This window comes from Neisseria sp. Marseille-Q2251, from assembly GCF_940793045.1.
Lineage (GTDB): Bacteria > Pseudomonadota > Gammaproteobacteria > Burkholderiales > Neisseriaceae > Neisseria.
This window is the reverse complement of sequence record NZ_CALNWV010000004.1, coordinates 37,313-62,806: the sequence shown is the minus strand read 5'-3', so window position 1 is coordinate 62,806 and position 25,494 is coordinate 37,313. Positions and strand designations below refer to the sequence as shown.

The following is a 25,494-nucleotide window of genomic DNA, read 5'->3' as shown; positions in this document are numbered from 1 at the left end:
TCAAACCAACCGCTTTGCCTGTTTCAGACGACCTTTTGAGATGAAGGGGTCGTCTGAAATTTTTTGGGGGAACGAATAAAGTTTCGTCCTGATATAGTGGATTAACAAAAATCAGGACAAGGCGACGAAGCTGCAGATAGTACAGATAGTACGGAACCGATTCACTTGGTGCTTCAGCACCTTAGAGAATCGTTCTCTTTGAGCTAAGGCGAGGCAACGCCGTATTGGTTTAAATTTAATCCACTATATTTTCATTTATGTTTGCTCAGCCGTTGTTACTCGGGCAAGAATGGCGGCAAACCGTCAGGCTTGCAGTTCAACGATGCAGGGTTTTAAGGGTATTGGTTTATATTGATGCTTTCTTCAAATCGTCTGAAACCGTTTTTTCAGACGACCCATATCCTCTTAAAACAAATTTAACTATCGGATTTTAATGATAATTGGAAGATGGCTTGCATTGAAGGCGGGGGCGGTTTGTTATATAGTGAAATAAAAAAACAGACTGGATGACGGAATCGGGGCGTTTTGCGTGCTTGATAAAATAACGGTTGGTTGGCATTTGTATCGGCTCGGCTTGGGATGAGGCGTGGTTTGCGACGGCAGCGTCCGCAGGCGGTCTGATATTTCAGAAGATTTTTGTTTCATTTGGGTCTTGGATATTTGTCCTATGACAACAATACAGGCAGATGAGGTGAAGATAATGAACGGTGTGACCAGTGCGCAATTTATTTCCGCAGGCATTTGTTTTTATCCTAGATGCGGCTACAAGCGGCTGTCGGAGCAGGCGATCGCGGAGCATTTAAATTCGAATTTGGAAACGTTTAACAAGATGTTTGCCGATAAAGACGAATTTGTGAAGGCGATGTTGATCGAATACAGCAATCGGGCTTTAGGGCGGGTGTCGTTCGATTTTGCCCAAAATATCGAAGATACGGAGCGGCTGTATCAGATTGTCTGGCGGCTGGCGGTGACGATACGCGAGCATTTGGCGTGGATACACAGGATGCTGCTGGACAGCGAAGAAGGCGTGGATTTGATTACCAAGGCTTTGAAAAAGCAGCATAAGATGCTTGCCTGCGGGATGATTCAGCATATTAAGGCGTGCAACGGCAGGGAGGATGTGCCGGAATTGGCTCTGTTTAATCAGTTTGAGTTTCTCAACGGCGCGGTCATCTCGCCGATGATTATGAACACGCGCTATCGGATGCTGGGGATACTGACCGATGAGATGAACGGGCGGCATGAGGATTTGCTGACCGATTCGTCCATCCACCAAAGGATAGATTGGGCGTTTGCCGCGCTGTTTCCGCATTACCGCTCTAAGGCGCGTCCGTTTTGACGATTAAGGTGTAACGCAACATGAAAAAAGCTGTTATTGCTTCTCTTGCCGTCGCGCTGGCTGCGGGCGGCGTGTGGTATGTCCTTCAAAACCAAAAAGAAACCCTACCGGCATGGATTGCGCAATCCAACGGGCGGTTGGAACTGAACCGCATCGATGTCGCCAGCCTGTATCCGGGGCGGGTGAAGGCAGTATTGGTGGAAGAGGGCGCAGATGTGAAAGAGGGCGATATTCTGGCGGAACTGTCGTCTGAAACCAGCAACAGCCGTTTGGAAGAAGCGCGGGCGGCGGAATTGCGGCAAGAAGAGGCGGTCGGTCGCGCCAAAGCTGCCGAAGCGCAGATGAAGCAGACGGTTGCGCGTGCGCAGGCGAATGTAGACGCGAACAGGCAGCAGCTGCGCGTGGCGAAAATGGAGCTGGACAATGCGCGCAAATTGCTTGCCGACCAGCTGGTGTCGCAATCGGAAGTCACCAAGCGTCAGGCGGATTATGAGCGCGCTGTTGCGGCGGTCAAGGCGGCTGAAGCGGCGCGGGACGAAGCGCAGGCGACGGTAGCGCAAAGTGCCGCCGCACAAGCAGAAGCACGCGCCGGTGTCGAACAGGCGAGGGCGGCAGTCAAATCGGCCACATCAGCCAACGATGATATGAATATCCGCGCGCCGATAGCCGGCAGGGTGGAATACACCATTGCGGAAGCAGGCAACGTGGTCGCGGCGGGTTCTAAAGTGGTCAGCCTGCTTGATCCTGCCGATGTTTCGATGAATATTTTCCTGCCGACCGACAGCATGAGCCGTCTGAAAGTCAATGACGATGCGCGTATCCGTTTGGACGGCATTGATGCGGTGTTCCCCGCCAAAATCAAATTTATCGCGACGGACGCCCAGTTTACGCCCAAGTCGGTGGAAACGGTCGATGAACGCGCGAAGCTGATGTTTAAAGTGAAATTGCAAGTGCCGCGTGAGACGGCGGTGAAATACAACCGTCTGCTGAAAGGTGGGCTGACGGGCAACGGTTTTGTGAAAACCGACGACAAAGGGGTATGGCCCGCCGAGCTGGCGGTGAGGTTGCCGAATTAGCATCTGACGGATTCGGACGGCCTTGATATGAAAACAAAGGTTTATGGCTAAAAGAGGTCGTCTGAAAACGGGATTTCGTTTTTCAGACGACCTCTTTTAACTTGAGTACCACCACTATAAAAAGAACGCATATCCGGAAACGCCGCCAAACGCGTTTCCATCAAATCAGGACAAACAAAATGAAAACCAAACCATGGCGCATTGAAGAAGGTGCGCCTTATCCGATGGGCGTGTCGCTGACCGAGGAAGGAGCGAATTTTGCGCTGTTTTCCATCCATGCCGAAAAAGTCGAGCTGTGTCTCTTTGACAAGGGAGAAGAAACCCGTTTGGAAATGCCTTCGCGGCGAGGATCGGTGTTTTACGGCTTTGTGCCGGAGGTCGGGGCAGGTCAGCGGTATGGTTTTCGTGTTTACGGACGCGCTGATGCGCCGAGCGGCTCGTGTTTCAATCCGAACAAATTGTTAATCGACCCGTATTCCAAAAAAATCGACGGCAAGCCGAGTTATCGGGATGATGAGGAAATGGCGTGGTTTCGTCCGGAAGACGGACGGGACAATGCGGCGATAGCGCCCAAAAGCGTGGTAGTGGGCGATGATGATTTTGATTGGGGCGACGACCACCGTCCGAACCATCCGTGGGGTAGGACAATAGTGTACGAGGCACATATTAAAGGGTTTACCAAGCAGTTTCCCGATTTGGAACACGCGGGAACGTATCAAGCGCTGACCGATCCGCGCGTGATTGATTATTTGAAAACTTTGGGCGTGACCGCCGTCGAACTGTTGCCGATACACCAGCATTTGGACGAATACCACCTGCAAAAAATGGGCTTGAGCAATTATTGGGGCTACAACACTTACTCCCATTTTGCCGTCGAGCCGTCTTATGCCGCCGATGCCAAACGCGCGGCGGAGGAGTTCAAACAAGCCGTCAAAACCTTGCACCAAGCAGGTTTGGAAGTGATTTTGGATGTCGTGTACAACCATACCGCCGAGCAGGACGAAAAAGGCCCGATGTTGTGCCAGCGCGGCATAGACAATGCTTTATGGTATTGGATGAAGCCCGACGGCAGCTATGAAAATTGGTCGGGCTGCGGCAATACGCTGAACATCGTCCGCCGCGACGTAACCCGTTGGGCGGCGGACAGCCTGCGCTATTGGGCGGAGGAGTTTCATGTGGACGGTTTCCGCTTCGACTTGGGAACGGTATTGGGGCGCGAACCCGATTTTCAGGCTTACGGACGTTTTTTTCAGGTGGTGTACCAAGACCCCGTGTTAGCACGCTGCAAACTGATTGTCGAGGCGTGGGACATCGGCGAGGGCGGCTATCACTTGGGCAATTTCCCGCAGCCTTTTGCCGAGTGGAACGGACGTTTCCGCGACGATATGCGCGCATTTTGGGTATGGGAAAGCGGCAATTTGGGCGCGTTTGCCGAACGTCTGGCGGGGTCGTCTGATATTTTCAACCACAGCGGCCGCCATCCTTCTGCCAGCATCAATTTCATCACCGCGCATGACGGCTTTACGCTGCGTGATTTGGTCAGCTACAACGAAAAACACAACCACGCCAACGGCGAAGACAACCGCGACGGGCATAACGAAAACATCAGCTACAACCACGGTATCGAAGGCGAAACCGAAGATGCGGCGGTTTTGGAAGACCGTTCCTACACCGCCAAAGCCTTGCTTACTTCGCTGTTCCTTGCCAATGGCACACCCATGCTGCTGGCGGGCGATGAGTTTGGCAACAGCCAACAGGGCAACAACAACAGCTATTGTCAGGACAACCCGATTACTTGGCTGGATTGGCATCAGGCGGACGAAGCGTTGCAAAACTATACGCGCGATTTAATCCGCCTGCGTCAAGAAATTAAATTACTCGGCGATGACGTCTGGTGGGAAAAAGAGCGTGTCGGCTGGCTCAATGCAGAAGGCGAACCGATGAGCGAGATTTGTTGGCACAATCGCGGCGCAAAAGCCATGCAAATTATGCTGGACGATGAGTGGCTACTGTTGGTCAACGCCAAACGTGGCCGACAGTTATTTAACCTGCCTCAAGGAAGTTGGCAGCTTTCTTGCGTACCATCTGAGAAGTTTAATTATAATCAAGACGGCAAACTGACAGTCGAACATATGGGCATCTGGGTTTTGCATCGTACGGATGCATCGCCAGATAAATAATACTTTGTGATTAGTTATATGTTTTTAAAACAAAATATTATCATTCCTGCTGTATCAGTTATAATACTGAGAATTAGTAATAAATTTACTTGATTGACTTTGCTTGACGGAAAATAAAGGCATTTGGTTTTTCAGACGACCTCAGACCGTCAGAAGATATAGTGGATTAAATTTAAATCAGGACAAGGCGACGAAGCCGCAGACAGTACAGATAGTACGGCAAGGCGAGGTAACGCCGTCCTGGTTTAAAGTTAATCCACTATACAAACCGATAAATTCCCCGCTTCATCACCCCATCCTCAACAGAGAAAGGCTATCATGGCTAAGAAAAAACAACCCATTTCAGGTTTTGATTATGTCATGCCGAAACCGGATGCCGAAACCATCCGCAAGTCCATCGTCTATAAATTGATTTTCATTTTGGGCGTCGATCCGAAAGAAGCGACCGAACACCAATGGCTCAACGCCGCCATGCTCGCCGCGCGCGACCTGATTGCGGAAGACTTCCTGCAAACCCGCCGCGCCCACATCGACAACGGCAAACGCATGGTTTACTACCTTTCCATGGAATTCCTGTTGGGACGCGCCTTCGTGAACGCTTTGATTAACGAAGGCGTTTATGCCGAATTTGAAGAAGCGTTCAAACAATTGGGCAAAGAGTTCGCCGATGTCTGCGAACAAGAACAAGATCCCGGCTTGGGAAACGGCGGTTTGGGTCGTCTTGCTGCCTGCTTCCTCGACTCGCTCGCCACTTTGCGTATTCCCGCCATGGGCTACGGCATCCGCTATCAATACGGTATGTTCAAACAAGAAATCGTGGACGGTCAGCAAGTCGAAAAACCAGATTTGTGGCTCGACCAAGATTTGGCATGGCAAATCGGTCGTCCGAACAAACAATACGCCGTCAGCTTCGGCGGACAGGTCATCAATATGGGTGACAAAAAAGAATGGCATCCGAGCGAAGAGATTTCCGCGATGGCATACGATGAAATCATCCCCGGCTACGGCGGCGACATCGCCAACCCGTTGCGCCTGTGGACGGCACACGCCGGTAACCGCTTCGACTTGGCAGACTTCAACCGCGGCGATTACGCATCCGCCGTCCGCGCGCAAAACAGCGACGAAAACATCTCGCGCGTCCTCTATCCGAACGACTCCACCGACAGCGGCCGCGAACTGCGCCTGAAACAGGAATATTTCCTGGTTTCCGCATCCGTACAAGACATCGTGGCGCGCCACAAATGCCGTTTCCCCAGCATCAAAAACCTTGCCGACAAAGTCGCCATCCATTTGAACGATACCCACCCCGTGCTGGCGATTCCTGAGCTGATGCGCATCTTGATTGACGAAGAAGGCATCGCGTGGACCGAAGCATGGAATATGTGCTGCAAGATTTTCTCTTACACCAACCATACCCTGATGAGCGAAGCCTTGGAAACTTGGCCGGTCGATTTGATGGGCCGTCTGCTGCCGCGTCATTTGGACATCATCTTTGAAATCAACGCCTACTTCCTGAATGCCCTGCGCGCCATCGGCAACTTTGACGACGACTTTGTTCGCCGCGTATCCATCATTGATGAGACCCACGGCCGCCGCGTCCGCATGGCATGGTTGGCGGTCATCGGTTCGCACAAAGTCAACGGCGTGGCGAAAATCCACTCCGACCTGATGACGACTTCCATCTTCGCCGACTTTGCCAAAGTGTTCCCTGAACGCTTCACTAACGTGACCAACGGCGTAACCCCACGCCGCTGGATAAACATCGCCAACCCCGAGTTGACCCGTTTCCTCGACAAACATTTGGGCGAACAAGACTGGCGTCTGCATTTGGACAATCTGACCAAGCTCAATGAAAAAGTTGACGATGCAAACGTACAGGCAGAATTTGGCGCAGTGAAAAAAGCTGCTAAAGAACGCCTCGCCAAATACATCGAAACCGAATTGGGCATCAAGGTGAACACGGACGCGCTGTTTGACATCCAAATCAAACGCATCCACGAATACAAACGCCAGGCATTGAATTTGATGCACATCGTCGACCGCTACAACAAAATCTTGGAAAACCCGGATTTCGACTGGCAGCCGCGCGTCTTCATCTTCTCCGGTAAAGCTGCATCCGCTTACTACATGGCGAAAAAAATCATCCGCCTGATTAACGACGTAGCGAAAACCATCAACAACGACGAACGCATCCGTGATTTGATTAAAGTCGTCTATATCCCGAATTACAGCGTCAGCCTCGCCCAAATTATCATCCCCGCCGCGGATTTGCACGAACAAATCTCATTGGCAGGCACGGAGGCATCCGGCACCAGTAACATGAAATTCGCCCTCAACGGCGCGCTCTGTATGGGTACGCTGGACGGCGCGAACGTCGAAATTCTGGAAAAAGTTGGCGCGGACAACTGCTTTATCTTCGGCAACACCGTCGAGCAGGTGGAAGAACTCCGCCGCAACGGCTACGACCCGCTGGGCTACATCGAACGCGATCACGACCTGCGCCGCGTCGTCAACCAAATCAGCAGCGGCACGTTCTCCCCCGAAGAGCCGAACCGCTACAACGATGTCCTGCAACCTTACGGCGATTTCTATCAACTGATGGCGGATTTCCGCAGCTACATCGACACGCAATACAAAGCGGACGAACACTACTGCGATGTTGCCGCATGGCGTAGATCCGCATTGATCAACATCGCCAATATGGGCTTCTTCTCGTCCGACCGATCCATCGCCGACTACTGCCGCGATATCTGGTACATAGAGCCGCTGACTTTGAAAGAGCTGCCTAAACACCAATTAGTTTGATATGAATGAAGCAGTAAACGAAACAGCCGATACAGGAAAGTATCGGCTGTTTTTGCTTGTACGGCTTAGTTCAAGGAGAATACTGTAAGAAGGGTCGTCTGAAAACCATTTTCCTTGGTTTTCAGACGACCTCGGTTCTCTTTATATAGTGGATTAACTTTAAATCAGGACAAGGCGACGAAGCCGCAGACAGTACAGATAGTACGGCAAGGCGAGGCAACGCCATCCACTATATCAAGGCAATTCGGAGCAATCAGATATATTGAACCGAAATAATGTCGTATTCGCGTACGCCGCCGGGGGCCTGTACTTCGGCGACATCGCCTTCCTCTTTGCCGATTAGGGCGCGGGCAATGGGGGAGCCAACGTAGATTTTACCTTCTTTGATGTCTGCCTCGTCTTCGCCGACGATTTGATAGGTAACGTGTTCTTCGGTTTCCAAATCTTCCAGCGTTACGGTCGTACCGAAGACGATTTTGCCTTCGGCGTGGATTTCTGCGGGATTAATGATGTGCGCCATGGATAATTTGTGTTCCAGCTCGGAAATACGGCCTTCGATGAAGCCTTGTTTTTCTTTGGCGGCTTCATATTCGGCGTTTTCGGACAAGTCGCCGTGCGAACGGGCTTCGGCGATGGCTTCGATGATTTCAGGGCGGGCGACGCTTTTGAGGCGTTGCAATTCTTGTTTGAGCAATTCTGCGCCGCGTGCGGTCAATGGAATTTTTTGCATGGTTTGTCTTCTCCGCAAAAGCGTTTGGGCTGCTTTTGCCTGGTAAATACGCGGTAAATATAATCCGCAAAATGAAAATAAAAATACAAGCCGCCTAAATCTCGGCGGCTTGTCTGTGTAAGAATGAATGGCGGTATTGTACCAAAATCAGGGGAAACTGCAATGGCAATCGGCTTTTCTCCTGCTTTGGTGTGGCTTTAGTCCAAATGTTCGCTGCTTTGTGCCAAAACGGTACGGTTGCCGTTGGTTTCGGCAGGCGAAACGATGCCGTCTGCTTCCATTTGGTCAATCAGGCGGGCGGCGCGGTTGTAGCCGATGCGTAATTGACGCTGGATGCCAGAAATGCTGGCTTTGCGCGTTTTCAGAACGACAGAGACTGCTTCGTCATACATCGGGTCAACTTCGCTGTCGCTACTGCGGCTGATGCCTGGCAAATCGTCGGTTGTGCCGCTCATCAGAATATCATCAATGTAATCCGGTTCGCCGAATTGTTTCAGATATGCGACTACCCGGTGAACCTCGTCGTCTGAAGCGAATGCTCCGTGGATGCGGTGAGGATAGTTTGCACCAGGCAGTTGAAGCAACATATCGCCTTGTCCAAGAAGGCTTTCTGCCCCCATTTGATCGATAATTGTGCGGCTGTCGATTTTGCTGGATACTTGGAATGCGATGCGTGTCGGGATGTTGGCTTTAATCAGACCTGTGATGACATCGACGCTCGGGCGTTGTGTGGCAAGAATCAAATGGATGCCGGCAGCGCGGGCTTTTTGGGCGAGACGGGCAATCAGTTCTTCAATTTTCTTGCCTGCGGTCATCATCAAATCGGCAAATTCGTCAACCACGACGACGATAAACGGCAGTTTTTCCAAAGGTTCGGGATCATCAGGCGTCAGGCTGAACGGGTTGGCAATTTTCATGCCTTTTGCGGCAGCTTCCATGATTTTTTGATTGAAGCCTGCAAGGTTACGAACGCCTACATGACTCATTAGACGATAGCGTTTTTCCATTTCGTTGACGCACCAGTTGAGCGCGTTGGCCGCCAGCTTCATATCGGTAACGACAGGTGCGAGCAGGTGCGGAATGCCTTCGTAAATGCTCAATTCCAGCATTTTCGGGTCGATCATAATCATGCGCACGTCTTCAGGCGTCGCTTTGAAGAGCATAGATAAAATCATGGCATTAACGCCGACCGATTTACCCGAACCGGTCGTACCGGCAACCAGCAAATGCGGTGCTTTGCCCAAGTCGGTAACGACGGGCTGACCGGTAATGTCCTGACCGAGCGCGAGCGTCAGCTTGGATTTGGATTCGGCAAACGCAGGCGAATTGAAAATTTCACTCAGGCGTATCATTTGGCGTTTCGGGTTCGGCAGCTCCAAGCCCATGCAGGTTTTGCCGGGTATGGTTTCGACGACGCGGATAGAGGCAACGCCGAGCGAACGGGCGAGGTCTTTTTCAAGGTTTATGACTGAATTACCGCGCACACCGACATCAGGTTCGATTTCGTAACGCGTAATCACAGGACCGGAATAGGAATCCACGACTTTGACTTTGACCTTAAATTCCGCCAGCTTTTCCTCGATGGTGATGCTGTTGTTTAACAATTCTTCTTCGGTCTGCGTGGCAGCCGGGTCGAATTGGGGCGGAAGGAGCAAGTCTGTGGTTGGCAGTGGGTACTTCAGGTCGTCTGAAAACTTGTAAAACGCCCCGCTCTCTTCTTCTGAATCAGCATCATCGGCAGCATAACCCGTCGCAAGATCGGCATGATGTATCGACTGATGATGTTCAAAAGCAGAAATTTCCGCATCTTCCGTATGGGCGGATTCGGTTTCAGCATTTCTCTGTACATTTCCGTCTGCGACTTCATCCTCCGTTTCGGATTCACTGATTAAGTAATCATGAATCGAGCGGACAGGATTATCGCTGACATGCGCATTGACTTCAGAATGGAAAGCAGGGATTTCCCAAGCGGGGCGCGCTACCGGAGGATCGACGATTTCAGGCGCAACAGGTGGCAGCGTAAAGCTCGGCGGCGTCGGGATATCGATTGGCGTCGGGGTAACGGTCGGCACTTCGGGCGGCTCGACTACGGTTGCGGTAGGGGCGGGCTGTCTTGAAATATAGACTGCTTTTTCTTTTGGCGGAGCGACAGGTTCGGTGCGAAGCGTTTTAGGCGGGAACAGCGGTTTGCGTGTGACGGAACGCTCAACCGTTTGCTCAGGCCGCAGATCGGCTTCTTCCGACAATTTCACCTGCGCGGCAGCAGATTGCTGCTTGCGCGCCAGTTTTTCCGCCGCCGCTTCAGCATGGCGGACCGTCCGTCGGCGGCTTGCAGGAATCAGGTTTGCCAAAATTTCATCGTTTTGAATGATTTGCGGCTGGAAATCGCGCACAGGCGCAACAGCGGCGGCAAGGCGCTGGCGTGCTGCCGTACTTCGAGCAAGTGTGTTCCGAATGTCCGTCACATCAATCTCTGCACGGCTATCCAGATTGTCAACGACAGGCAAAATGGCTTCGCGTTCCGCCGTGCGCAGCGCGGTTTGCACGGTTTCGATATGCGGCGCGCTGGCTTTGGGGATTTGAATGCCGTTGACGCCCGCCATGACGCGCTCGCGGGTTCGGCGCAATACGGGATCGTTGAAATCGATAATCTGCAAACCTTTCATCGGTGTAACCGAGGCACGGATGAGCTGAATTGCCTCTTCATCGTCATTCCAATCCTCAACAGGATGGCTTACGGTCTGCTGTTCTTCCCATTCCTGCAATGCCGCTTCATTGAGTGAACGGGTTGCTTCTTCCAGAGTAATTTCTTCAAAGCCTTCGTCTTTAACGATACGGGGAATATATTCAGGCTCTTCGGTTTCAACGAAAGGAACGATATATGGTGCATCTTTTCTTAAGGATGCGTGGTGTTGGCGGGGTTCGGATAATTGAACAGACTCTGCAGACGGATTTTCAGACGACCCTTCGATATCGGCATCTTGATGATATTCGTGTTTTGCTTCTTGGCTTTCAAAGAAATCCGCTATATCAGACATACCGGCTTCAGTTTCTTCATTTTCGGTGTTTACCGGTTGTTCTGTTAATTGCTCTTGCTGCGGAGTGTAACGCGCCGCCATCAGGCGCAGACGTGCGATGGTTTTTCCGTATGCCGCTTTGGCATCTTCCGAAAATTGATGTGGAGAATCAGCATCCTGATCGTGAGGAATATATGTGCCCTCTTGCAAGCCGCGCTCTAAGCGCGCCAATTCATGCTGCCACTCACGTTCTTGTTTTCTGTGCAGCCAAAATACGCCGCAAATGGCACACAATAAAATGATAATCAGCACTGTCCAAAACATTCGCTGTTTCCCTTGAAATAAACGGCAAAGGTCGTTATTTTAGCGTGTTTCAGCACTAAACAAAACAAGTCCGCAGCGAATTTCGCCTGCGGAGTATAATGCAGGTCGTCTGAATATTTACTCTCGGTCTGGTTTCGTATGAATTTTCAAGCCGCATGGTTCTCCAGTTCGATTTTAATCGCCGCTTGGCTGCTATTGTCCATTCTGCTTCTCGCTTGCGCGCGTCCGGCATGGCAATCCATGCAGAAGCACCATTCCGCCTTCATCCTCTCCGCCCTGATACTGACGACTGCATGGTGCCTGAATGCAATGACTGACGAAGGGCAGCTCGCGCAAATGAGCTACCACCTGCTTGCCATGAATTTGGTTGCCTTAATGATTGGCGCACCCGCCGCATTATGGCTGGGTTCGGCTTTGCTTCTTCCTTATCTTTTATTGTTCAACGGCGGCGACGGATACGCCTATCCCGTCAACGCCCTCGCTTTGCTCTTACCACCGCTCATTGTTAATCAGCTCTCTTGCTGCTTGGTCAACCGTCTTCCCGCGAATATTTTTATCTTCATTTTTGTCAACGGCTTCATTGCGTCCGCCGTAGGCATGATGCTGACCGGACTGGTACTGGTCAGCGTTTTGGATATCAGTCATGCCTTCCCAACCTCCGTACTTTGGACCACCGCCTTTCCTATTTTCATCCTGATCGCCTGGGCGGAGGCCTTCCTCAGCGGCATCACTACCGCCATTTTTATCGCACTCAGACCGCAATGGATTAATACTTTTGACGACAACCGATATTTGAAATCCAGCAATAAAATTTGGTAAACCGTAAAAGGTCGATTGGTTAATATGTATCCCTATAATCTATTTTAATAACAATTAGGTAAAGAAGAAATATTTATGTTTAGCCTAAAAACAGATAGAGACATTTTTAGTAATTTTGAAATTCGGGCGAATATTGTCACTAATTTAGGGAAATTGCCTAACTTAAACGAGTCATATTTATCATTTTTGGTTCGATTTAAAGGTATGGAAATTACTCCTGATGTAATCATATATGGATATGAAGATTCCTTAAATGAAAATGGATATTTAGAAAATAATTATTCTGAATGTAGTAAGGTATTCTGGATGATTGGCTATTCAGGACAAGGAGATGGTTGGTTCATAAATAAGCTGGATGGCTCAATCTTCTTTTATGATCATGATTCAGGGGATTATCAAATAGATAATTTCATGAGTTTGAGAATAAATTTTTTAGAATTTCTACAATTATCCCTTTTATACCGTGAGTTAGAGAGATATCTTGATTTAAATAATGGCATAATAGACGAAATCAGCCAAAAACAATTTGAAGATACGGTAAATTCGATACATGATAATTTATTCTCTTCTTACCCTTATAGATATTTTGATACTAAGACAACGTCTAACAGCTGAATATTACTATTTCATCAGTTCTCTTTCGAAGCCACTGTCGCTTATTCTGTGATTCAACATAAAAGGTCGTCTGAAAACCAATTTTCAGACGACCTTTTATCTGAGATATGAAAATCCAAGCTACGGATGTCATCAAATCGTTTTCAAATCCTCGTTGTTTATGAATGATTTTTCTTTTTTCTGCTCAAAAAACTCATGTTAAGCGGAGTAAAGTTTAGATGAAAGCGTGGTACAATATTGTCAACAATTTAAGGCGTTTTCCTCGCGGAGAACGCTGTTTTTCATTCGACATCAAGAGGCTTTTATGAAATTTTTAGACCGTGAGGCGACGATTGCCGAACCGGGTTTCAACCGTTGGCTGGTGCCGCCTGCCGCTTTGGCGGTGCATCTTGCCATCGGGCAGATTTATGCGTATTCCGTGTTTAACGCGCCGCTGACCAAGCTTATCGGCATTACCGAATCTGCAGCCGGAGATTGGAAGCTGACGACTGTGGGCTGGATTTTCAGTATCGCGCTGGCCATGTTGGGCGCGTCTGCTGCGTTGTTCGGTACTTGGATGGAGCGTGTCGGCCCGCGCAAGGCGATGTTTGTCGCGGCGTGCTGTTTTAGCTTGGGATTTTTTGTGTCGGCACTCGGCGTCACTACGCATAATCTGTTTCTTCTGTATTTGGGCAACGGCGTGATCGGCGGCATCGGCTTGGGGTTAGGCTATATCGGCCCGGTGTCCACTTTAATGAAGTGGTTTCCCGACAAACCGGGTATGGCGACGGGTTTGGCGATCATGGGGTTTGGCGGCGGTGCGATGCTTGCTTCGCCGTTGTCCGTATCGTTGATGAATGCGTTTTCAGACGACGTGTCGGTCGGCGTCGCACCGACTTTTGTCGTGCTGGGACTGTTTTACCTTGTGTTGATGATGTTCGGCGCATTCACCATCCGCGTGCCGGCGGAGGGTTGGAAACCTGAAGGCTATGTCGCGCCGAAAGTCAAAAACAAGCTGGTCAGCAGCAATCATGTCAATGTTTCCCAAGCGATGAAAACGCCGCAATTTTGGCTGTTGTTTTGGGTATTGTGCCTGAACGTGACTGCCGGCATCGGCGTTTTGGGGCAGGCTTCGGTCATGATTCAGGAGCTGTTTTCAGAGGCATCGGTCGGCAAACAAGCGGCAATCGGCGCGGGGGCGGCAGCAGGTTTCGTCAGCCTTTTGAGCCTGTTCAATATGGGCGGGCGGTTTTTATGGTCCAGCGTTTCCGACAAACTCGGACGTAAAAATACCTACACCATTTTTTTCGTACTCGGTTCGCTGCTGTATTTTGCCGTTCCGTCTATTGGCGAGAGTGGAAACAAGGCTTTGTTCATTATTGGATTCTGCGTCATCATTTCCATGTATGGCGGCGGTTTTGCCGCGATTCCGGCTTATTTGAAAGACTTGTTCGGCACTTATCAGGTCGGCGCGATTCACGGACGTATTTTGCTGGCGTGGTCAACCGCCGCCGTGATCGGTCCGGTTTTGGTGAACTACATCCGCCAAAGCCAAATCGACAGCGGTGTTCCCGCCGCACAGGCATACGGCGTTACCATGTATATCATGGCGGGATTGTTGATTGTCGGTTTGCTGTGCAACCTTGCCGTCAGATCAGTTCATGAAAAACACCACGAAACCGACATCAAAACAGCGGCACACAGCGGCAATCCCGATGACGAAACTGCTGTTTCCGATGCCTACTTGTTGCAGGAAAAAGTTGCGGCAGGCGGTTTTTCGGTTTGGTGGCGTTGGACGTTGGTCGGCGTCCCGCTGGCTTACGGCGTGGTGATGGTGTTCGTCAAGGCATTGGATTTGTTCCGTTAGGCTTTCGGATGCCGACGTTAGGTCGTCTGAAATGCAGATATGGGTTTTCAGGCGACCTCTGAGCGGAAAGACCGGCTTTTATAGTGGATTAACTTTAAATCAGGACAAGGCGACGAAGCCGCAGACAGTACAGATAGTACGGAACCGATTCACTTGGTGCTTCAGCACCTTAGAGAATCGTTCTCTTTGAGCTAAGGCGAGGCAACGCCGTACTGATTTAAAGTTAATCCACTATATTTTTATAACCGTCTGATTGGTAAAAGCATTAGTGTGCAATGCCGATTGAGATAAGGTTTGCACGAAGTATCGCAGGGCAAATCGGCAATTTATACCGGACCGGATTTGTGATACATTTTTGCCTTCACAAACCGCAGCAAGCTGCCGGTCAAACGGGAAATCTGTCTTCTTCCCGTTTGTTGACCCATGATAGGAAAAGAAATGTTTTGGTATATCGTAGGATTTTTTGCTTTCGTAGTTGCCGTCCTTGCGCTTTGGGTGAATGCCAGCGCATTTGGTATGCAGGAGGACGGCACGCCGCAATCGGAATATGAAAAACGCTTGGGCTTGGGGGCAAAATTGAAGGATAAGGAGACTGCTATGAAAGAACGCGAAGCGGCAAGGTTTCATCCTGATGATTGATGCTGCATTACGATTCTTCCTTCGGATATACGGTGGATTCGGTGTTCTGAAACCTTAGACCATCATGTAAAAAGGTCGTCTGAAACCTAAATTTGGTTTTTCAGACGACCTTTTTGTTTACGGCTTTACTGTTTATTCGATGACAACGCGTGCGTTAAGCGGCTGGACGGGGCGGCTGTTGTGCGAACCGATGGCGCGGGTGAATTTTTCTGCCTGCGCCTGATCGATGTGATCGTAGGTTTTCAATACCAGCCACGATACGCCTTCGCTGCATGGTGGCGTGGTCAGCGAACCGGCAAAGCGGTAGTAATTCAGCCGTTTCGGCAGCAGGGTGCCGGCGTCGAAGGCTTTGTCGAGGTTTACCTTTCCTTCTTTCATCGGCATCACGTTCCATATAGGCGCGAGGCGGTCGTTGGTTTTGCCGGCTTCGTACAATACTGCCAATACTAAAGGCTGTCGGTTTTCGTCTAGGTGGACGAAGTGGGCTTCCATTGGGAAGGTGCGGCCTTTGATTTGGTTTTCACTGGGTACATGGAAATGGAATTGTTTCAGGGTGTAGGTGCGGCCGTTCACGCTGAGGGTATTGCCGCCTTCCGGGTAGTTGACTTGAATGGTGTGGCCGTTGTTTTCCACGTTAACCGCGCTCGGCTTGTAATTGACTTTGATGGCGGGCAGTCTGCCGGAGACGGTTTCGGTGATGTTGACGGGGGATTGGTTTTTGCCTGTGGAACACAAACGGAACTCTTCAGACAGGCTGCCCCAGCTTTCGGGGGAGTCGTGTCCGGTGTAGCCCCAATGGGTGTGGTTTCCATGTGCGGCGGCGGAGAATGCTGCGAAGGTGGACAGCAGGAAAACAGTCAGGCGAGGCAGAGTGAGGTTCAAGCAGGGCATTGCAATATCCTTTCTGTAAGGAGGAGGGAAAAAAGCATTGCGGTGCGTATGTAGATTATTGTTATTTTTTATTTAACCATAGCCATATTAAATCATTAGGTCAAGCCTTCTTGGGTTAATTCTGTTAAGGCTATGAAGTTAAGGCGAATTCATTTTTTAAAAAACGATATTGTCGTTTTGAAAATTGATAATAATTTGAAATAGAAAATGCCTATTTTTCATCCCTTAAAAATTTAAGGAAAGCCGACTTATGAAAAAGGTCGTCTGAAAACCTGAATTTGGGTTTCAGACGACCTTTTGCCTTGCCTGACAAGGGTTATTTGTGCAGCCCGCATTCTTTGCTGTCTTTGCTTTCCCACCACCAGCGTCCGGCGCGGATGTCTTCGTCTGCTTTGACGGGGCGGGTGCAGGGTTCGCAGCCTATGCTCGGGTAGCCTTGGAAATACAGGGCATTGAGCGGGACGTCGTAGGCTTGCGCGTATGCCCAGACGTCGTTTTCTTCCCAGTCGAAAATGGGGTTGAACTTGGCGATGTTGCGGCTGTGGTCAGTTTCTTCGAAATCCAATTCGCTGCGGGTGGCCGATTGGCTGCGGCGTTGTCCGGTCAGCCAGGCGGGGGCGTTTTTCAGGGCGCGGTTGAGCGGCTCGATTTTGCGGATGTGGCAGCAACGGCGGCGCAGCTCGACGCTGTCGTACATGGCGGTTGCGCCGAATTCCTGCTCAAACTGCCGCGCGCTTTCGGGGTCGGGGTGGAAAACTTCCAGCTCGGTTTGGTAGCGGACGTTGACGGCGGTAATCAGGGCGGCGGTTTCGGGATTGAGTTTGCCGGTGTCGAGGGTGATGATGCGCAGGGGGAGTTTCAGGCGGCAGATGGCGTCGGTAATGATCATGTCTTCGACGGCAAGGCTGGAGGCGAAGACGGCTTGCGGATAGCGGCGGGCGATGTGTTTGAGGCGGGTTTCGAGCGTGGCGGTCAACTCGGGCAGCCGGCGCCGTTCGGCTTCGCCTGTCATCGGGATGCGCCAAAGCTGGGGACGGAAGAGGGACATGGTTGGCTTGTTCCTTGTTTTTTGTTTTCAGACGACCTCTCTTGCGGCAAAGGGGTCGTCTGAAAGTTTGTACGGAACATTATTGTCGGGCGGTCTTGCGCGAAGGGGAAAGAATGCTTTTCTATTTCTTTATAACCAAAGCGATTGCTGCTGGTCTTTCGGCACGAGGTGGTTCACGCCTATACCGATGAGGCGGAAGGCGTCTTCATGCTGGAGCGGCACGCGCTGCATCAGGGTTTGCGCGGCGCAAAGTAGGGCGTCGATGTCGGGTAGGACGGAAGAGTAGGTTAGGGAGCGGGTGATGATGCGGAAATCATGAGTTTTCAGCTTGAGGGTTACGCCTTTGGCTTCGACATTTTTGCGTGCGATTTGCCGCCACAGGTCTTCGGCAAGATGGGGCAGATGTCCGGCGGCCTGTTCGAGCGACAGGTCTTCGGGCAAGGTGATTTCGGTGGAGATTTGGAGGCGTTCGCGTTCGGCTTTGACGGGACGTTCGTCCGTACCGCGTGCCAAATCATAGAGGCGGTAGCCGTAGCGTCCGAAATGGTTTAACAGTTCGCCGCGCTCGAAACGGCGCAAATCGCCTGCCGTCTGCATACCCAGCGACTGCATTTTTTTCAGCGTTACCTTGCCCACGCCGGGGATTTTGCCCAAGGGCAGGGTTTCCAAAAAAACCATGATTTTGTGCGGCGGCAGGACGAATTGCCCGTTCGGCTTGCGCCAGTCCGACGCGATTTTCGCCAGAAATTTATTCGGCGCGATGCCTGCGGAGGCGGTCAGACCGGTTTCTGCAAAAATGGCGGCGCGGATTTCTTTGGCAACTTCGCTGGCGTAGGGGATGTTTTTGAAATTGTGGGTCACGTCAAGATAGGCTTCATCCAGCGACAAGGGTTCGATTAAATCAGTATAGCGCCTGAATACGGCGTGAATCTGCGCGGAAACCTGACGGTACAAATCGAAATGCGGCGGCACATACACCGCTTGCGGACACAATCTTTTCGCCGTCGCCACCGACATCGCGGAATGCAGCCCGAACTGCCGCGCTTCATATGATGCAGCGCAAATCACCGAACGCGCGCCTTCCCACGCGACAACCACGGGCAGCCCTTTCAAATGCGGCTGCTCGCGCAGTTCTACCGATGCGTAGAACGCGTCCATGTCGATATGGATGATTTTGCGCTGGGACATTGAAGATGGTTGTGAAGAAAAAAGAGACGGGTATTTTAGCGGAAAACGATAGAGGAAGGTCGTCTGAAAGGGCATTTGGTTTTCAGACGACCTTTTATCAGAGAAAGCAAGCAGACTTTGCAGATTTGCTCGATGGCTCGAATCTACGCCGTTTCATGTGCCCATTGGGGGAGGGTGGTTTTTTGTTTGCAAAAAGCGAACAGACGCTGCCCATTGCACTTTTCAAACATCAGCTCTACGCCGCTTTGCAAACGCAAAATCAGGGCGGAAGGCGTATCGATTTTGATGAAGTCGATATGGTGTTGCACGAGTTTGGCAATGGCGGAATACAAATCAAGCTTGTCCGCATGCCTGAAAAACCAAGGATTTAAGCTTAACCAACGCCCGCCGTTCAACGAGGCGCCGGGTTGGAAATCCGCACGGATTTGAGTCAGGCGGTCGTCTGAAAAATGCAGCTCGATATCGCCATACAGCCAAATATTCCAGCCCCTTTTTACCAAAAGCCCTTTAGGAACGCATTCGGGCGCAGGGAACATTTGCAGAATCATCTCCGCCGTCTGTCCGATTTCCAAATAATCAAATCGGCCTGTGGTCAGAAAGTCGTACATATCGACGGAAATCGGGAAATGGTAGCGCATGGTCGTTTCAGACGAGGTGTGAAATATGGGCTATCTTAGTTCAAAATACAAATGCAATCAATTCTTATTTTTATTTATTTGGCTCATTAAAAGAAATTTGTCGGACAGGCTGATCACTCAAAACAATATTAAGATATTGATAATGAGTTTTCCAATACGCAAATTTGCCATATGATTATCCGCGTTTCATCATCATTTATTCAGTTTATCAGCTATGGCATACATTTTTATATTTTTAGTCGGATGCTTCATTTTCATCCTGATTGCCCGCAGAGTACGGCCAGCGCCTGAAATCATTTGGGAAAACGAACCGCTCACCTGCATCAGTCTCGGTAATTTATTGGATAACGAACGGATTTACTTCGGCAAAAACGAGATTTTTATTTGTGAAGGCAGTGAAATCAAAGCACGTCATCCTCTTCAAAATCTGATTTATTTGAGTAGGACGATGATGGCCCTTTTCGGTACTCATGTTTAGAGGCTGGAGTTTAGGGCGGACGGAAGTCAAGTTGCTTATCATTTTTATCCCAAAGCCGGCGGATTCGCTATTTTTTATAAACAACTGGTTCAAAATCATCCGCGTACCATTATGGACTGTTGGAGTGAATGGAGGAGATAGGCAGTTTGGGGCTGCAAATGAATATAGTGGATTAACTTTAAACCAGTACGGCGTTGCCTCGCCTTAGCTCAAAGAGAACGATTCTCTAAGGTGCTGAAGCACCAAGTGAATCGGTTCCGTACTATCTGAGACCTTTGCAAAAAAGCCCTTCCCCCGACAGCCGAAACCCAAACACAGGTTTTCGTCTATTTCCGCCCCCAAATACCTCCTGATTTTACCCAAATACCCCCTTAATCCTCCCCTGATACCTGATAATCAGGCATCCGGGCCGCCTTTTAGGCGGCAACAGACACACTTAGCCTGTTAGCCGCTTTCAACAGGTTTAAACACATCGCCTTCAGATGGCTTTGCGCACTCACTTTAACCAGACCAAAATAGGCTGCTCGGACATAGCGGAATTTACGGTGCAGCGTACCGAAGCTTTGTTCGACCACATAACGGGTTTTCGATAAATACCGGTTACGCTTCGTTTGATTTTCCGTCAGCGGACGGTTACGGTGGGTTTTGCGCATAATGCCGTCCAACAACTGATGCTCTTTCAGATGTTGCCGGTTTTCCTTGCTGTCGTAGCCTTTATCGGCATAGACGGTCGTATCTTCGGCAATGCCCTCCAACAAAGGCAACAGGTGGTTGCACTCATGGGTATTGGCGGGGGTGATGTGCAGTTTCTCGATATAGCCTTCCTCATCGGTACGGGTATGTTGTTTGTAACCGAGTCTGTATAAACCGTTTTTCTTTGTCCAGCGGGCATCGCTGTCTTTACTCGGTGTGGTTTGTCCGCTGACTTGTCCTTCTTCATCGACTTCTATGGCCTGACGCTGTTTGCTGCCGGCGGTCTGAATAATGGTGGCGTCAATGACGGCGGCGGATGCTTTCTCTACTTTTAGGCCTTTTTCGGTCAGTTGGCAGTTAATCAATTTTAGCAATTCGGACAGGGTGTCGTCTTGCGCCAGCCAGTTGCGGTAGCGGCATAAGGCGCTGAATCGGGGATGCTCAGTTCGTCAAAACGGCAAAACAGGTTGAAGTCGATGCGGGTGATGAGGCTGTGTTCGAGTTCGGGATCGGAGAGGCTGTGCCATTGTCCAAGCAGGACGGCTTTGAACATGGACAACAGGGGATAGGCGGGACGGCCGCGGTGGTCTCTAAGGTAACGGGTTCTTTGACGATTCAGGTACTGTTCGATCGGCTGCCAATCAATCACCTGATCCAACTTCAATAGTGGGAAGCGGTCGATGTGTTTGGCGATCATGGCTTGTGCGGTTTGTTGGAAGAAGGTGCTCATGAGAAATCCCCTAAATGTCTTGGTGGGAATTTAGGGGATTTTGGGGAATTTTGCAAAGGTCTCAATTTGTTTGCATCCATACTTTTTAACACAGATTATTTTCAAAAATACTTTTTCATTGGTTGATTGTATGTTAAGTAAATGTTATTTGTTATATACTCTGCCTAACTGGTCGGTTTGAGCGTTCACATGAATGCAATCCGACTGATTTCCAACCTATACAACAACAGAGAGCAAACTAAATGATACCGATAACCTTGGATAAAACCGACCTTAAAATCTTACAAGTCCTGCAAGAAAACGGCAGATTGACCAATGTCGAATTATCCGAGCGAATCGCGCTTTCACCCTCTCCCTGCCTGCGCCGCCTGAAACAATTGGAAGACGCAGGAATCATCCGCCAATATGCCGCCCTGCTCTCCCCTGCAGCCGTCCATTTGGGCTTGCAGGCATTTATCCGCGTTTCCATCAGCAAAGCAAAAGATGCTCGCGAAGACTTTGCGCAATCGGTGCAGGAATGGCCCGAAGTATTGAGCTGCTTTGCCCTGACCGGCGAAACCGACTACCTGCTCCACGCATTTTTTACCGATATGAACTCGTTTTCCCATTTCGTTTTGGACACGCTTCTGTCCCACCACGGCGTACAAGACGCGCAGTCTAGCTTCGTGTTGAAAGAAATCAAAAATACAACCGCTCTGCCGCTGGGACACCTCATCCCCGATTAAAGGCAAAACACAAAGGTCGTCTGAAAACGTAAACCCTGTATTTCTCAGCGTTTTCATTTTCAGACGACCTTTTTTCATCCTCATGGCGATATCCTGAAAACAGAAAGTTTTATGCTATACTTGAGAATTATTTTTAATTAAATTAAATCCAAAATTCCCGCATGACTACCCCCGACTCCGCCACCGTAACCGACCACACCCGCCAATGGCTCGAAAAAGCCGTCATCGGGCTCAACCTCTGCCCCTTCGCCAAAGCGCCGCACGTCAAAAACCTCGTGCGCATCAGCGTCAGCCAAGCCCGTCATCTGGACGGTTTCCTCGAAGACCTTGACCGCGAATTGCAGCTTTTGGGCGACACGCCCGCCGACGAGCTGGAAACCACCCTGCTTGTCCACCCGACCCTGTTCCCCGACTTCGACACCTTCAACCAAATGCTCGACATCGCCGATGCCGCCGTTGTGGACAACGGTTTGGAAGGCATAGTCCAAATTGCCCCGTTTCATCCCGATTTCCAATTTGAAGGCACGGATTCAGACGACATCGGCAACTACACCAACCGCTCGCCCTACCCCACCCTGCATCTCATCCGCGAAGACAGCATCGCCAAAGCCGCACAAGCCTTCCCCGATGCCTCCGCCATTTTCGAGCGCAACATCGCCCTGCTCGAAGAAATGGGACACGAAGGCTGGGACAAGCTCGACATCCCACGCTGTCCGTTCCCGCACGGCAAATCCAAAGAATCCGAATAAAACCTACAACAAAACAACAATATGATTCGCTACTTACTCATCTTTTGCGGCGCAGTTTCCTTTCTCTTAGGCATCATCGGCATTTTTCTGCCGATTATGCCCACCACCCCCTTCATCATCCTTGCCGCCGCCTGCTGGGCAAAAGCCTCGCCCCGCTTCCACCGCTGGCTGCACCAACACCGCTATTTCGGCCCTATGGTGCAAAACTGGGAAAACAACGGCGCCGTCCCGCGCAAAGCCAAAATCTTCGCCATCAGCATGATGGGCCTATCCTGCATCTTCATGTTTTGGCGCTTCCCCGAACAATGGTGGATAGGCGCAGCATCCACATTGGGCTGCGGCTGCGTCGCTGTCTGGATGTGGTTGCGTCCCGAACCCTGAGTCGTGTTCAAAATCCGATATTCAATTATAGTGCCTCTTCAGCTGAATACCATGCAGCAACAAACTATCCTCAAACCAAACTTCTAATCCCAATATACATAGAATATTGACATCAAAAAATTCCGTGTCTAATATCATTATCATGGAATTACAAAGACAATCGGCTTTAAGACAAGCCTCTGACAACAAAGATGTGATTGATCCCAAGAAAAATAAATGAAGAATCCCTTTATGAATAAATTTATTTTAACCCTTTGTCTTGGCGCGTCTTCCGCCGTCTCCTTTGCCTGTTCGCCCGGCATTGGCGGGGGTCCTTCCGGAGACCCTCATTGTATGGCCCCTATTTTGGCAAACGATCCATATTACAACGGTTCTATGAATAATGGCCAAGTAGGCAGACCTACTAAGACTACTATCATTTATCTGCCTTCTAAATACGGTGCCGTAGCTATGAATTTGAATACAGGTTACGCAAGCGGCGTATTAGATCAGGACTCTTTGTCTAACGCGAAGAAAAATGCTCTGGCTGAATGCAAGAAAAGAGATCCTCAAGGTTCATGCAAAATAGTTTCATGGGTTAGGAATGGATGTATTGCTGGAGCCGAAGGTAAGGAACTTAATTCAGGTAAATGGAAGTCTTTTTATATTGGTACAGAAAAAGGAACGGCAGAGGCTGCCGCATTGGCGAAGTGTAAAGCTGATTCTAGCATGAGCAACTGCCGAATTTATTTACCTGAAGGCTGCTCCCTCCCCTGACATTTAACAATCCTAATGGTCGTCTGAAAACGCAGTTTCCGTTCCGAAACCGTATTTTCAGACGACCTTTTGTCATTTCAAAGCATCGGTTTTAAAATATCGGCAACACAAACCATCAAAAGGAAAGCCGTCATGGCACAATTCTTCGCCATCCACCCCGACAACCCGCAGGAACGCCTGATCAAACAAGCCGCCGACATCGTCCGCAACGGCGGGGTCGTCGTGTATCCCACCGACTCCTGCTACGCGCTCGGCTGCAAACTCGGCGACAAAGCCGCGATGGAACGCATCCTCGCTATTCGCAAAATCGACTTGAAACACCACCTGACCCTCATGTGCGCCGATTTGAGCGAATTGGGCACTTACGCCAAAGTTGACAACGCCCAGTTCCGCCAGCTCAAAGCCGCCACCCCGGGCAGCTACACCTTCATCCTGCAAGCCACCAAAGAAGTCCCCAACCGCACGCTGCACCCGAAACGCAAAACCATAGGCCTGCGCGTTCCCGACAACAACATCGCCTTAAGCCTGTTGCAGGAATTGGGCGAGCCGCTGCTCAGTTGCACCCTGATGCTGCCCGAAGACGACGAGCCGCTGACCGACCCCTACGAAATCCGCGACCGCCTCGAACACAGCGTCGATTTGGTGATTGACGGCGGCTGGTGCGGTACCGAGCCGACCACCGTCATCGACATGACCGACGGCACGGAACTCATCCGCCAAGGCAAAGGCGACACCGCCCTATTCGGTCTGTAAACCCCAAAAACTATAGTGGATTAAATTTAAATCAGGACAAGGCGACGAAGCCGCAGACAGTACAGATAGTACGACAAGGCGAGGCAACGCCGTACTGGTTTAAAGTTAATCCACTATAAAAGGTCGTCTGAAAACCCAAATCAGTTTTCAGACGACCTTTTGACATTGTCCCAGCCGGAAACAATCGGCTTATTCGAAAATCAACGATGCTGCGGGTTGTAACGGTTTTCCAAGCGCAGGAACACCCAGCCCAAGAAAGTCGTCATCATGAGATAAATCAGCGCGACGGTATAGAGCGGTTCTTCATAAACGGAATAGCGACCGCTAATCGTACTTTGCACATAAGCCAGCTCCGCCACGGCGATAACGGACAAGAGCGAGCTGTCTTTCAAAAGCGTAATAAATTCGCTGGCAAGCGGCGGCAGCATACGGCGCAAAGCCTGCGGAAGAATCACATAGCGCATAGCCTGCGGATAAGTCAGCCCCAGCGAACGCGCCGCTTCCATCTGACCGCGGTCGATGGACTGGATGCCCGCGCGGAAAATCTCGCAGATATACGCGCCGGAGTTGGCAATCAAGGCAAGCGAACCGGCAATCAGCGCGCCGTAAGAACGTCGGATTTCCACCGCCTCGTCGCCGTTAATCAGCAAACCGTCGGTAGGATGGACGAAAAACGGGAACCAGACGTAAGACCAAATCACAATCTGCACAAACAGCGGCGTACCACGGAACAGCGTTACATACAGCAGCGAAACCTTACGCAAAACCCAAGCCAGCGCGCGCATGGGCGCACCCGCTTTTTCCAGATGAATCAAGCGCGCCAGCGCGAGCAGCAGACCCAATACGGAGCCGCCCGCTGTCGCCACTACGGTCAAACCCAGCGTCGTCAGCGCGCCGTAGAAAAACATCCAGCGGTATTCGTAAATAATGTCAAACCGAAAATCCATACTCGTCCGCCTGTCTAAAACTCTGGGAAACGGTTTGCGGCAGCCGCCCGATTCCCGAACATTGGAAAAATGAAACTCAATATTTTACAAGAAAATACATTCTTTGAATGCCTTTTTGTTAAATTAA

20 protein-coding genes and 1 pseudogene are annotated in these 25,494 nt (G+C 50.4%); 13 read left to right on the top strand and 8 right to left on the bottom strand.

Annotated elements, in window-relative coordinates; genetic code table 11:
• Positions 1-667: 667 nt before the first annotated feature.
• From AAG834_RS02955 to AAG834_RS02940, 4 genes are all read left to right on the top strand, one after another.
• Entirely contained in the window at positions 668-1,339 is a 672-nt protein-coding gene (locus AAG834_RS02955; protein WP_342031196.1) for a TetR/AcrR family transcriptional regulator, read from the top strand.
• A gap of 20 nt (positions 1,340-1,359) precedes the next feature.
• A complete protein-coding gene (locus AAG834_RS02950; protein ID WP_342031195.1) occupies positions 1,360-2,415 on the top strand; it encodes an HlyD family secretion protein in 1,056 nt (351 codons plus the stop codon).
• A 179-nt stretch (positions 2,416-2,594) separates the two neighbouring features.
• Positions 2,595-4,595: a glycogen debranching protein GlgX gene (gene glgX / locus AAG834_RS02945; RefSeq protein WP_315338825.1), complete on the top strand. Its 2,001-nt coding sequence runs from the start codon at positions 2,595-2,597 to the stop codon at positions 4,593-4,595.
• 318 nt (positions 4,596-4,913) lie between these two features.
• On the top strand, positions 4,914-7,400 hold the full coding sequence (locus AAG834_RS02940) for a glycogen/starch/alpha-glucan phosphorylase (protein ID WP_342031194.1): 2,487 nt from the start codon (positions 4,914-4,916) through the stop codon (positions 7,398-7,400).
• 253 nt (positions 7,401-7,653) lie between these two features.
• On the opposite strand, the gene greA is transcribed toward AAG834_RS02940, so the two are convergent.
• A complete protein-coding gene (gene greA / locus AAG834_RS02935) occupies positions 7,654-8,130 on the bottom strand; it encodes a transcription elongation factor GreA (RefSeq protein WP_016686342.1) in 477 nt (158 codons plus the stop codon).
• A gap of 197 nt (positions 8,131-8,327) precedes the next feature.
• A complete protein-coding gene (locus AAG834_RS02930) occupies positions 8,328-11,471 on the bottom strand; it encodes a DNA translocase FtsK (RefSeq protein WP_342031193.1) in 3,144 nt (1,047 codons plus the stop codon).
• A 138-nt stretch (positions 11,472-11,609) separates the two neighbouring features.
• Between AAG834_RS02930 and AAG834_RS02925 the strand changes: the two genes are divergently transcribed.
• The 4 genes from AAG834_RS02925 (at position 11,610) to AAG834_RS02910 (ending at position 15,390) form a co-directional block, all read left to right on the top strand.
• A complete protein-coding gene (locus AAG834_RS02925) occupies positions 11,610-12,290 on the top strand; it encodes an energy-coupling factor ABC transporter permease (protein ID WP_342031192.1) in 681 nt (226 codons plus the stop codon).
• 75 nt (positions 12,291-12,365) lie between these two features.
• Complete coding sequence (locus AAG834_RS02920) at positions 12,366-12,905, top strand: hypothetical protein (RefSeq protein WP_342031191.1); 540 nt, start codon at positions 12,366-12,368, stop codon at positions 12,903-12,905.
• 304 nt (positions 12,906-13,209) lie between these two features.
• Positions 13,210-14,751: an L-lactate MFS transporter gene (locus AAG834_RS02915; protein ID WP_342031190.1), complete on the top strand. Its 1,542-nt coding sequence runs from the start codon at positions 13,210-13,212 to the stop codon at positions 14,749-14,751.
• Between the two features lie 438 nt (positions 14,752-15,189).
• Complete coding sequence (locus tag AAG834_RS02910) at positions 15,190-15,390, top strand: hypothetical protein (RefSeq protein WP_003765401.1); 201 nt, start codon at positions 15,190-15,192, stop codon at positions 15,388-15,390.
• A gap of 132 nt (positions 15,391-15,522) precedes the next feature.
• On the opposite strand, the gene cah is transcribed toward AAG834_RS02910, so the two are convergent.
• The 5 genes and pseudogenes from cah to AAG834_RS02885 form a co-directional block, all read right to left on the bottom strand.
• A complete protein-coding gene (cah, locus tag AAG834_RS02905; protein ID WP_342031189.1) occupies positions 15,523-16,281 on the bottom strand; it encodes a carbonic anhydrase in 759 nt (252 codons plus the stop codon).
• Positions 16,282-16,597: 316 nt separating this feature from the next.
• Complete coding sequence (locus tag AAG834_RS02900; RefSeq protein WP_311151769.1) at positions 16,598-17,329, bottom strand: phosphoadenylyl-sulfate reductase; 732 nt, start codon at positions 17,327-17,329, stop codon at positions 16,598-16,600.
• 129 nt (positions 17,330-17,458) lie between these two features.
• The gene (gene dinB / locus AAG834_RS02895; RefSeq protein WP_342031188.1) at positions 17,459-18,517 is read right to left on the bottom strand and encodes a DNA polymerase IV; all 1,059 of its coding nucleotides are present in this window, start codon (positions 18,515-18,517) and stop codon (positions 17,459-17,461) included.
• A 143-nt stretch (positions 18,518-18,660) separates the two neighbouring features.
• A complete protein-coding gene (locus AAG834_RS02890; protein WP_070514278.1) occupies positions 18,661-19,155 on the bottom strand; it encodes a hypothetical protein in 495 nt (164 codons plus the stop codon).
• An 894-nt stretch (positions 19,156-20,049) separates the two neighbouring features.
• A pseudogene (locus AAG834_RS02885) lies at positions 20,050-21,056 on the bottom strand (IS5 family transposase).
• Between the two features lie 242 nt (positions 21,057-21,298).
• Between AAG834_RS02885 and AAG834_RS02880 the strand changes: the two are divergent.
• The 5 genes from AAG834_RS02880 (at position 21,299) to AAG834_RS02860 (ending at position 24,420) form a co-directional block, all read left to right on the top strand.
• Entirely contained in the window at positions 21,299-21,781 is a 483-nt protein-coding gene (locus AAG834_RS02880) for an Lrp/AsnC family transcriptional regulator (RefSeq protein ID WP_070498860.1), read from the top strand.
• Between the two features lie 161 nt (positions 21,782-21,942).
• Positions 21,943-22,530 (top strand): DUF1415 domain-containing protein, encoded by a 588-nt coding sequence (locus tag AAG834_RS02875; protein WP_003741618.1) that lies wholly within the window; start codon positions 21,943-21,945, stop codon positions 22,528-22,530.
• A gap of 21 nt (positions 22,531-22,551) precedes the next feature.
• The gene (locus AAG834_RS02870) at positions 22,552-22,911 is read left to right on the top strand and encodes a YbaN family protein (RefSeq protein ID WP_049228609.1); all 360 of its coding nucleotides are present in this window, start codon (positions 22,552-22,554) and stop codon (positions 22,909-22,911) included.
• Positions 22,912-23,142: 231 nt separating this feature from the next.
• Positions 23,143-23,667 carry a DUF4189 domain-containing protein gene (locus AAG834_RS02865; RefSeq protein WP_342031187.1) on the top strand — a complete coding sequence of 175 codons (525 nt, stop codon included), beginning with the start codon at positions 23,143-23,145 and terminating at the stop codon, positions 23,665-23,667.
• A gap of 132 nt (positions 23,668-23,799) precedes the next feature.
• Positions 23,800-24,420, top strand: a complete 621-nt coding sequence (locus tag AAG834_RS02860; protein ID WP_342031186.1) for an L-threonylcarbamoyladenylate synthase — start codon at positions 23,800-23,802, stop codon at positions 24,418-24,420.
• Positions 24,421-24,620: 200 nt separating this feature from the next.
• Here AAG834_RS02860 and AAG834_RS02855 read toward each other — a convergent pair whose 3' ends face one another.
• The gene (locus AAG834_RS02855; protein ID WP_003768779.1) at positions 24,621-25,367 is read right to left on the bottom strand and encodes an amino acid ABC transporter permease; all 747 of its coding nucleotides are present in this window, start codon (positions 25,365-25,367) and stop codon (positions 24,621-24,623) included.
• Positions 25,368-25,494 lie beyond the last annotated feature (127 nt).

Excerpts from the sequence above, each read along its gene's own strand:
- AAG834_RS02955 (WP_342031196.1), top strand. The coding sequence starts at position 668 with ATGACAACAATACAGGCAGATGAGGTGAAGATAATGAACGGTGTGACC.
- AAG834_RS02950 (WP_342031195.1), top strand. The coding sequence starts at position 1,360 with ATGAAAAAAGCTGTTATTGCTTCTCTTGCCGTCGCGCTGGCTGCGGGC.
- glgX (WP_315338825.1), top strand. The coding sequence starts at position 2,595 with ATGAAAACCAAACCATGGCGCATTGAAGAAGGTGCGCCTTATCCGATG.
- AAG834_RS02940 (WP_342031194.1), top strand. The coding sequence starts at position 4,914 with ATGGCTAAGAAAAAACAACCCATTTCAGGTTTTGATTATGTCATGCCG.
- greA (WP_016686342.1), bottom strand. The coding sequence starts at position 8,130 with ATGCAAAAAATTCCATTGACCGCACGCGGCGCAGAATTGCTCAAACAA.
- AAG834_RS02930 (WP_342031193.1), bottom strand. The coding sequence starts at position 11,471 with ATGTTTTGGACAGTGCTGATTATCATTTTATTGTGTGCCATTTGCGGC.
- AAG834_RS02925 (WP_342031192.1), top strand. The coding sequence starts at position 11,610 with ATGAATTTTCAAGCCGCATGGTTCTCCAGTTCGATTTTAATCGCCGCT.
- AAG834_RS02920 (WP_342031191.1), top strand. The coding sequence starts at position 12,366 with ATGTTTAGCCTAAAAACAGATAGAGACATTTTTAGTAATTTTGAAATT.
- AAG834_RS02915 (WP_342031190.1), top strand. The coding sequence starts at position 13,210 with ATGAAATTTTTAGACCGTGAGGCGACGATTGCCGAACCGGGTTTCAAC.
- AAG834_RS02910 (WP_003765401.1), top strand. The coding sequence starts at position 15,190 with ATGTTTTGGTATATCGTAGGATTTTTTGCTTTCGTAGTTGCCGTCCTT.
- cah (WP_342031189.1), bottom strand. The coding sequence starts at position 16,281 with ATGCCCTGCTTGAACCTCACTCTGCCTCGCCTGACTGTTTTCCTGCTG.
- AAG834_RS02900 (WP_311151769.1), bottom strand. The coding sequence starts at position 17,329 with ATGTCCCTCTTCCGTCCCCAGCTTTGGCGCATCCCGATGACAGGCGAA.
- dinB (WP_342031188.1), bottom strand. The coding sequence starts at position 18,517 with ATGTCCCAGCGCAAAATCATCCATATCGACATGGACGCGTTCTACGCA.
- AAG834_RS02890 (WP_070514278.1), bottom strand. The coding sequence starts at position 19,155 with ATGCGCTACCATTTCCCGATTTCCGTCGATATGTACGACTTTCTGACC.
- AAG834_RS02880 (WP_070498860.1), top strand. The coding sequence starts at position 21,299 with ATGATACCGATAACCTTGGATAAAACCGACCTTAAAATCTTACAAGTC.
- AAG834_RS02875 (WP_003741618.1), top strand. The coding sequence starts at position 21,943 with ATGACTACCCCCGACTCCGCCACCGTAACCGACCACACCCGCCAATGG.
- AAG834_RS02870 (WP_049228609.1), top strand. The coding sequence starts at position 22,552 with ATGATTCGCTACTTACTCATCTTTTGCGGCGCAGTTTCCTTTCTCTTA.
- AAG834_RS02865 (WP_342031187.1), top strand. The coding sequence starts at position 23,143 with ATGAATAAATTTATTTTAACCCTTTGTCTTGGCGCGTCTTCCGCCGTC.
- AAG834_RS02860 (WP_342031186.1), top strand. The coding sequence starts at position 23,800 with ATGGCACAATTCTTCGCCATCCACCCCGACAACCCGCAGGAACGCCTG.
- AAG834_RS02855 (WP_003768779.1), bottom strand. The coding sequence starts at position 25,367 with ATGGATTTTCGGTTTGACATTATTTACGAATACCGCTGGATGTTTTTC.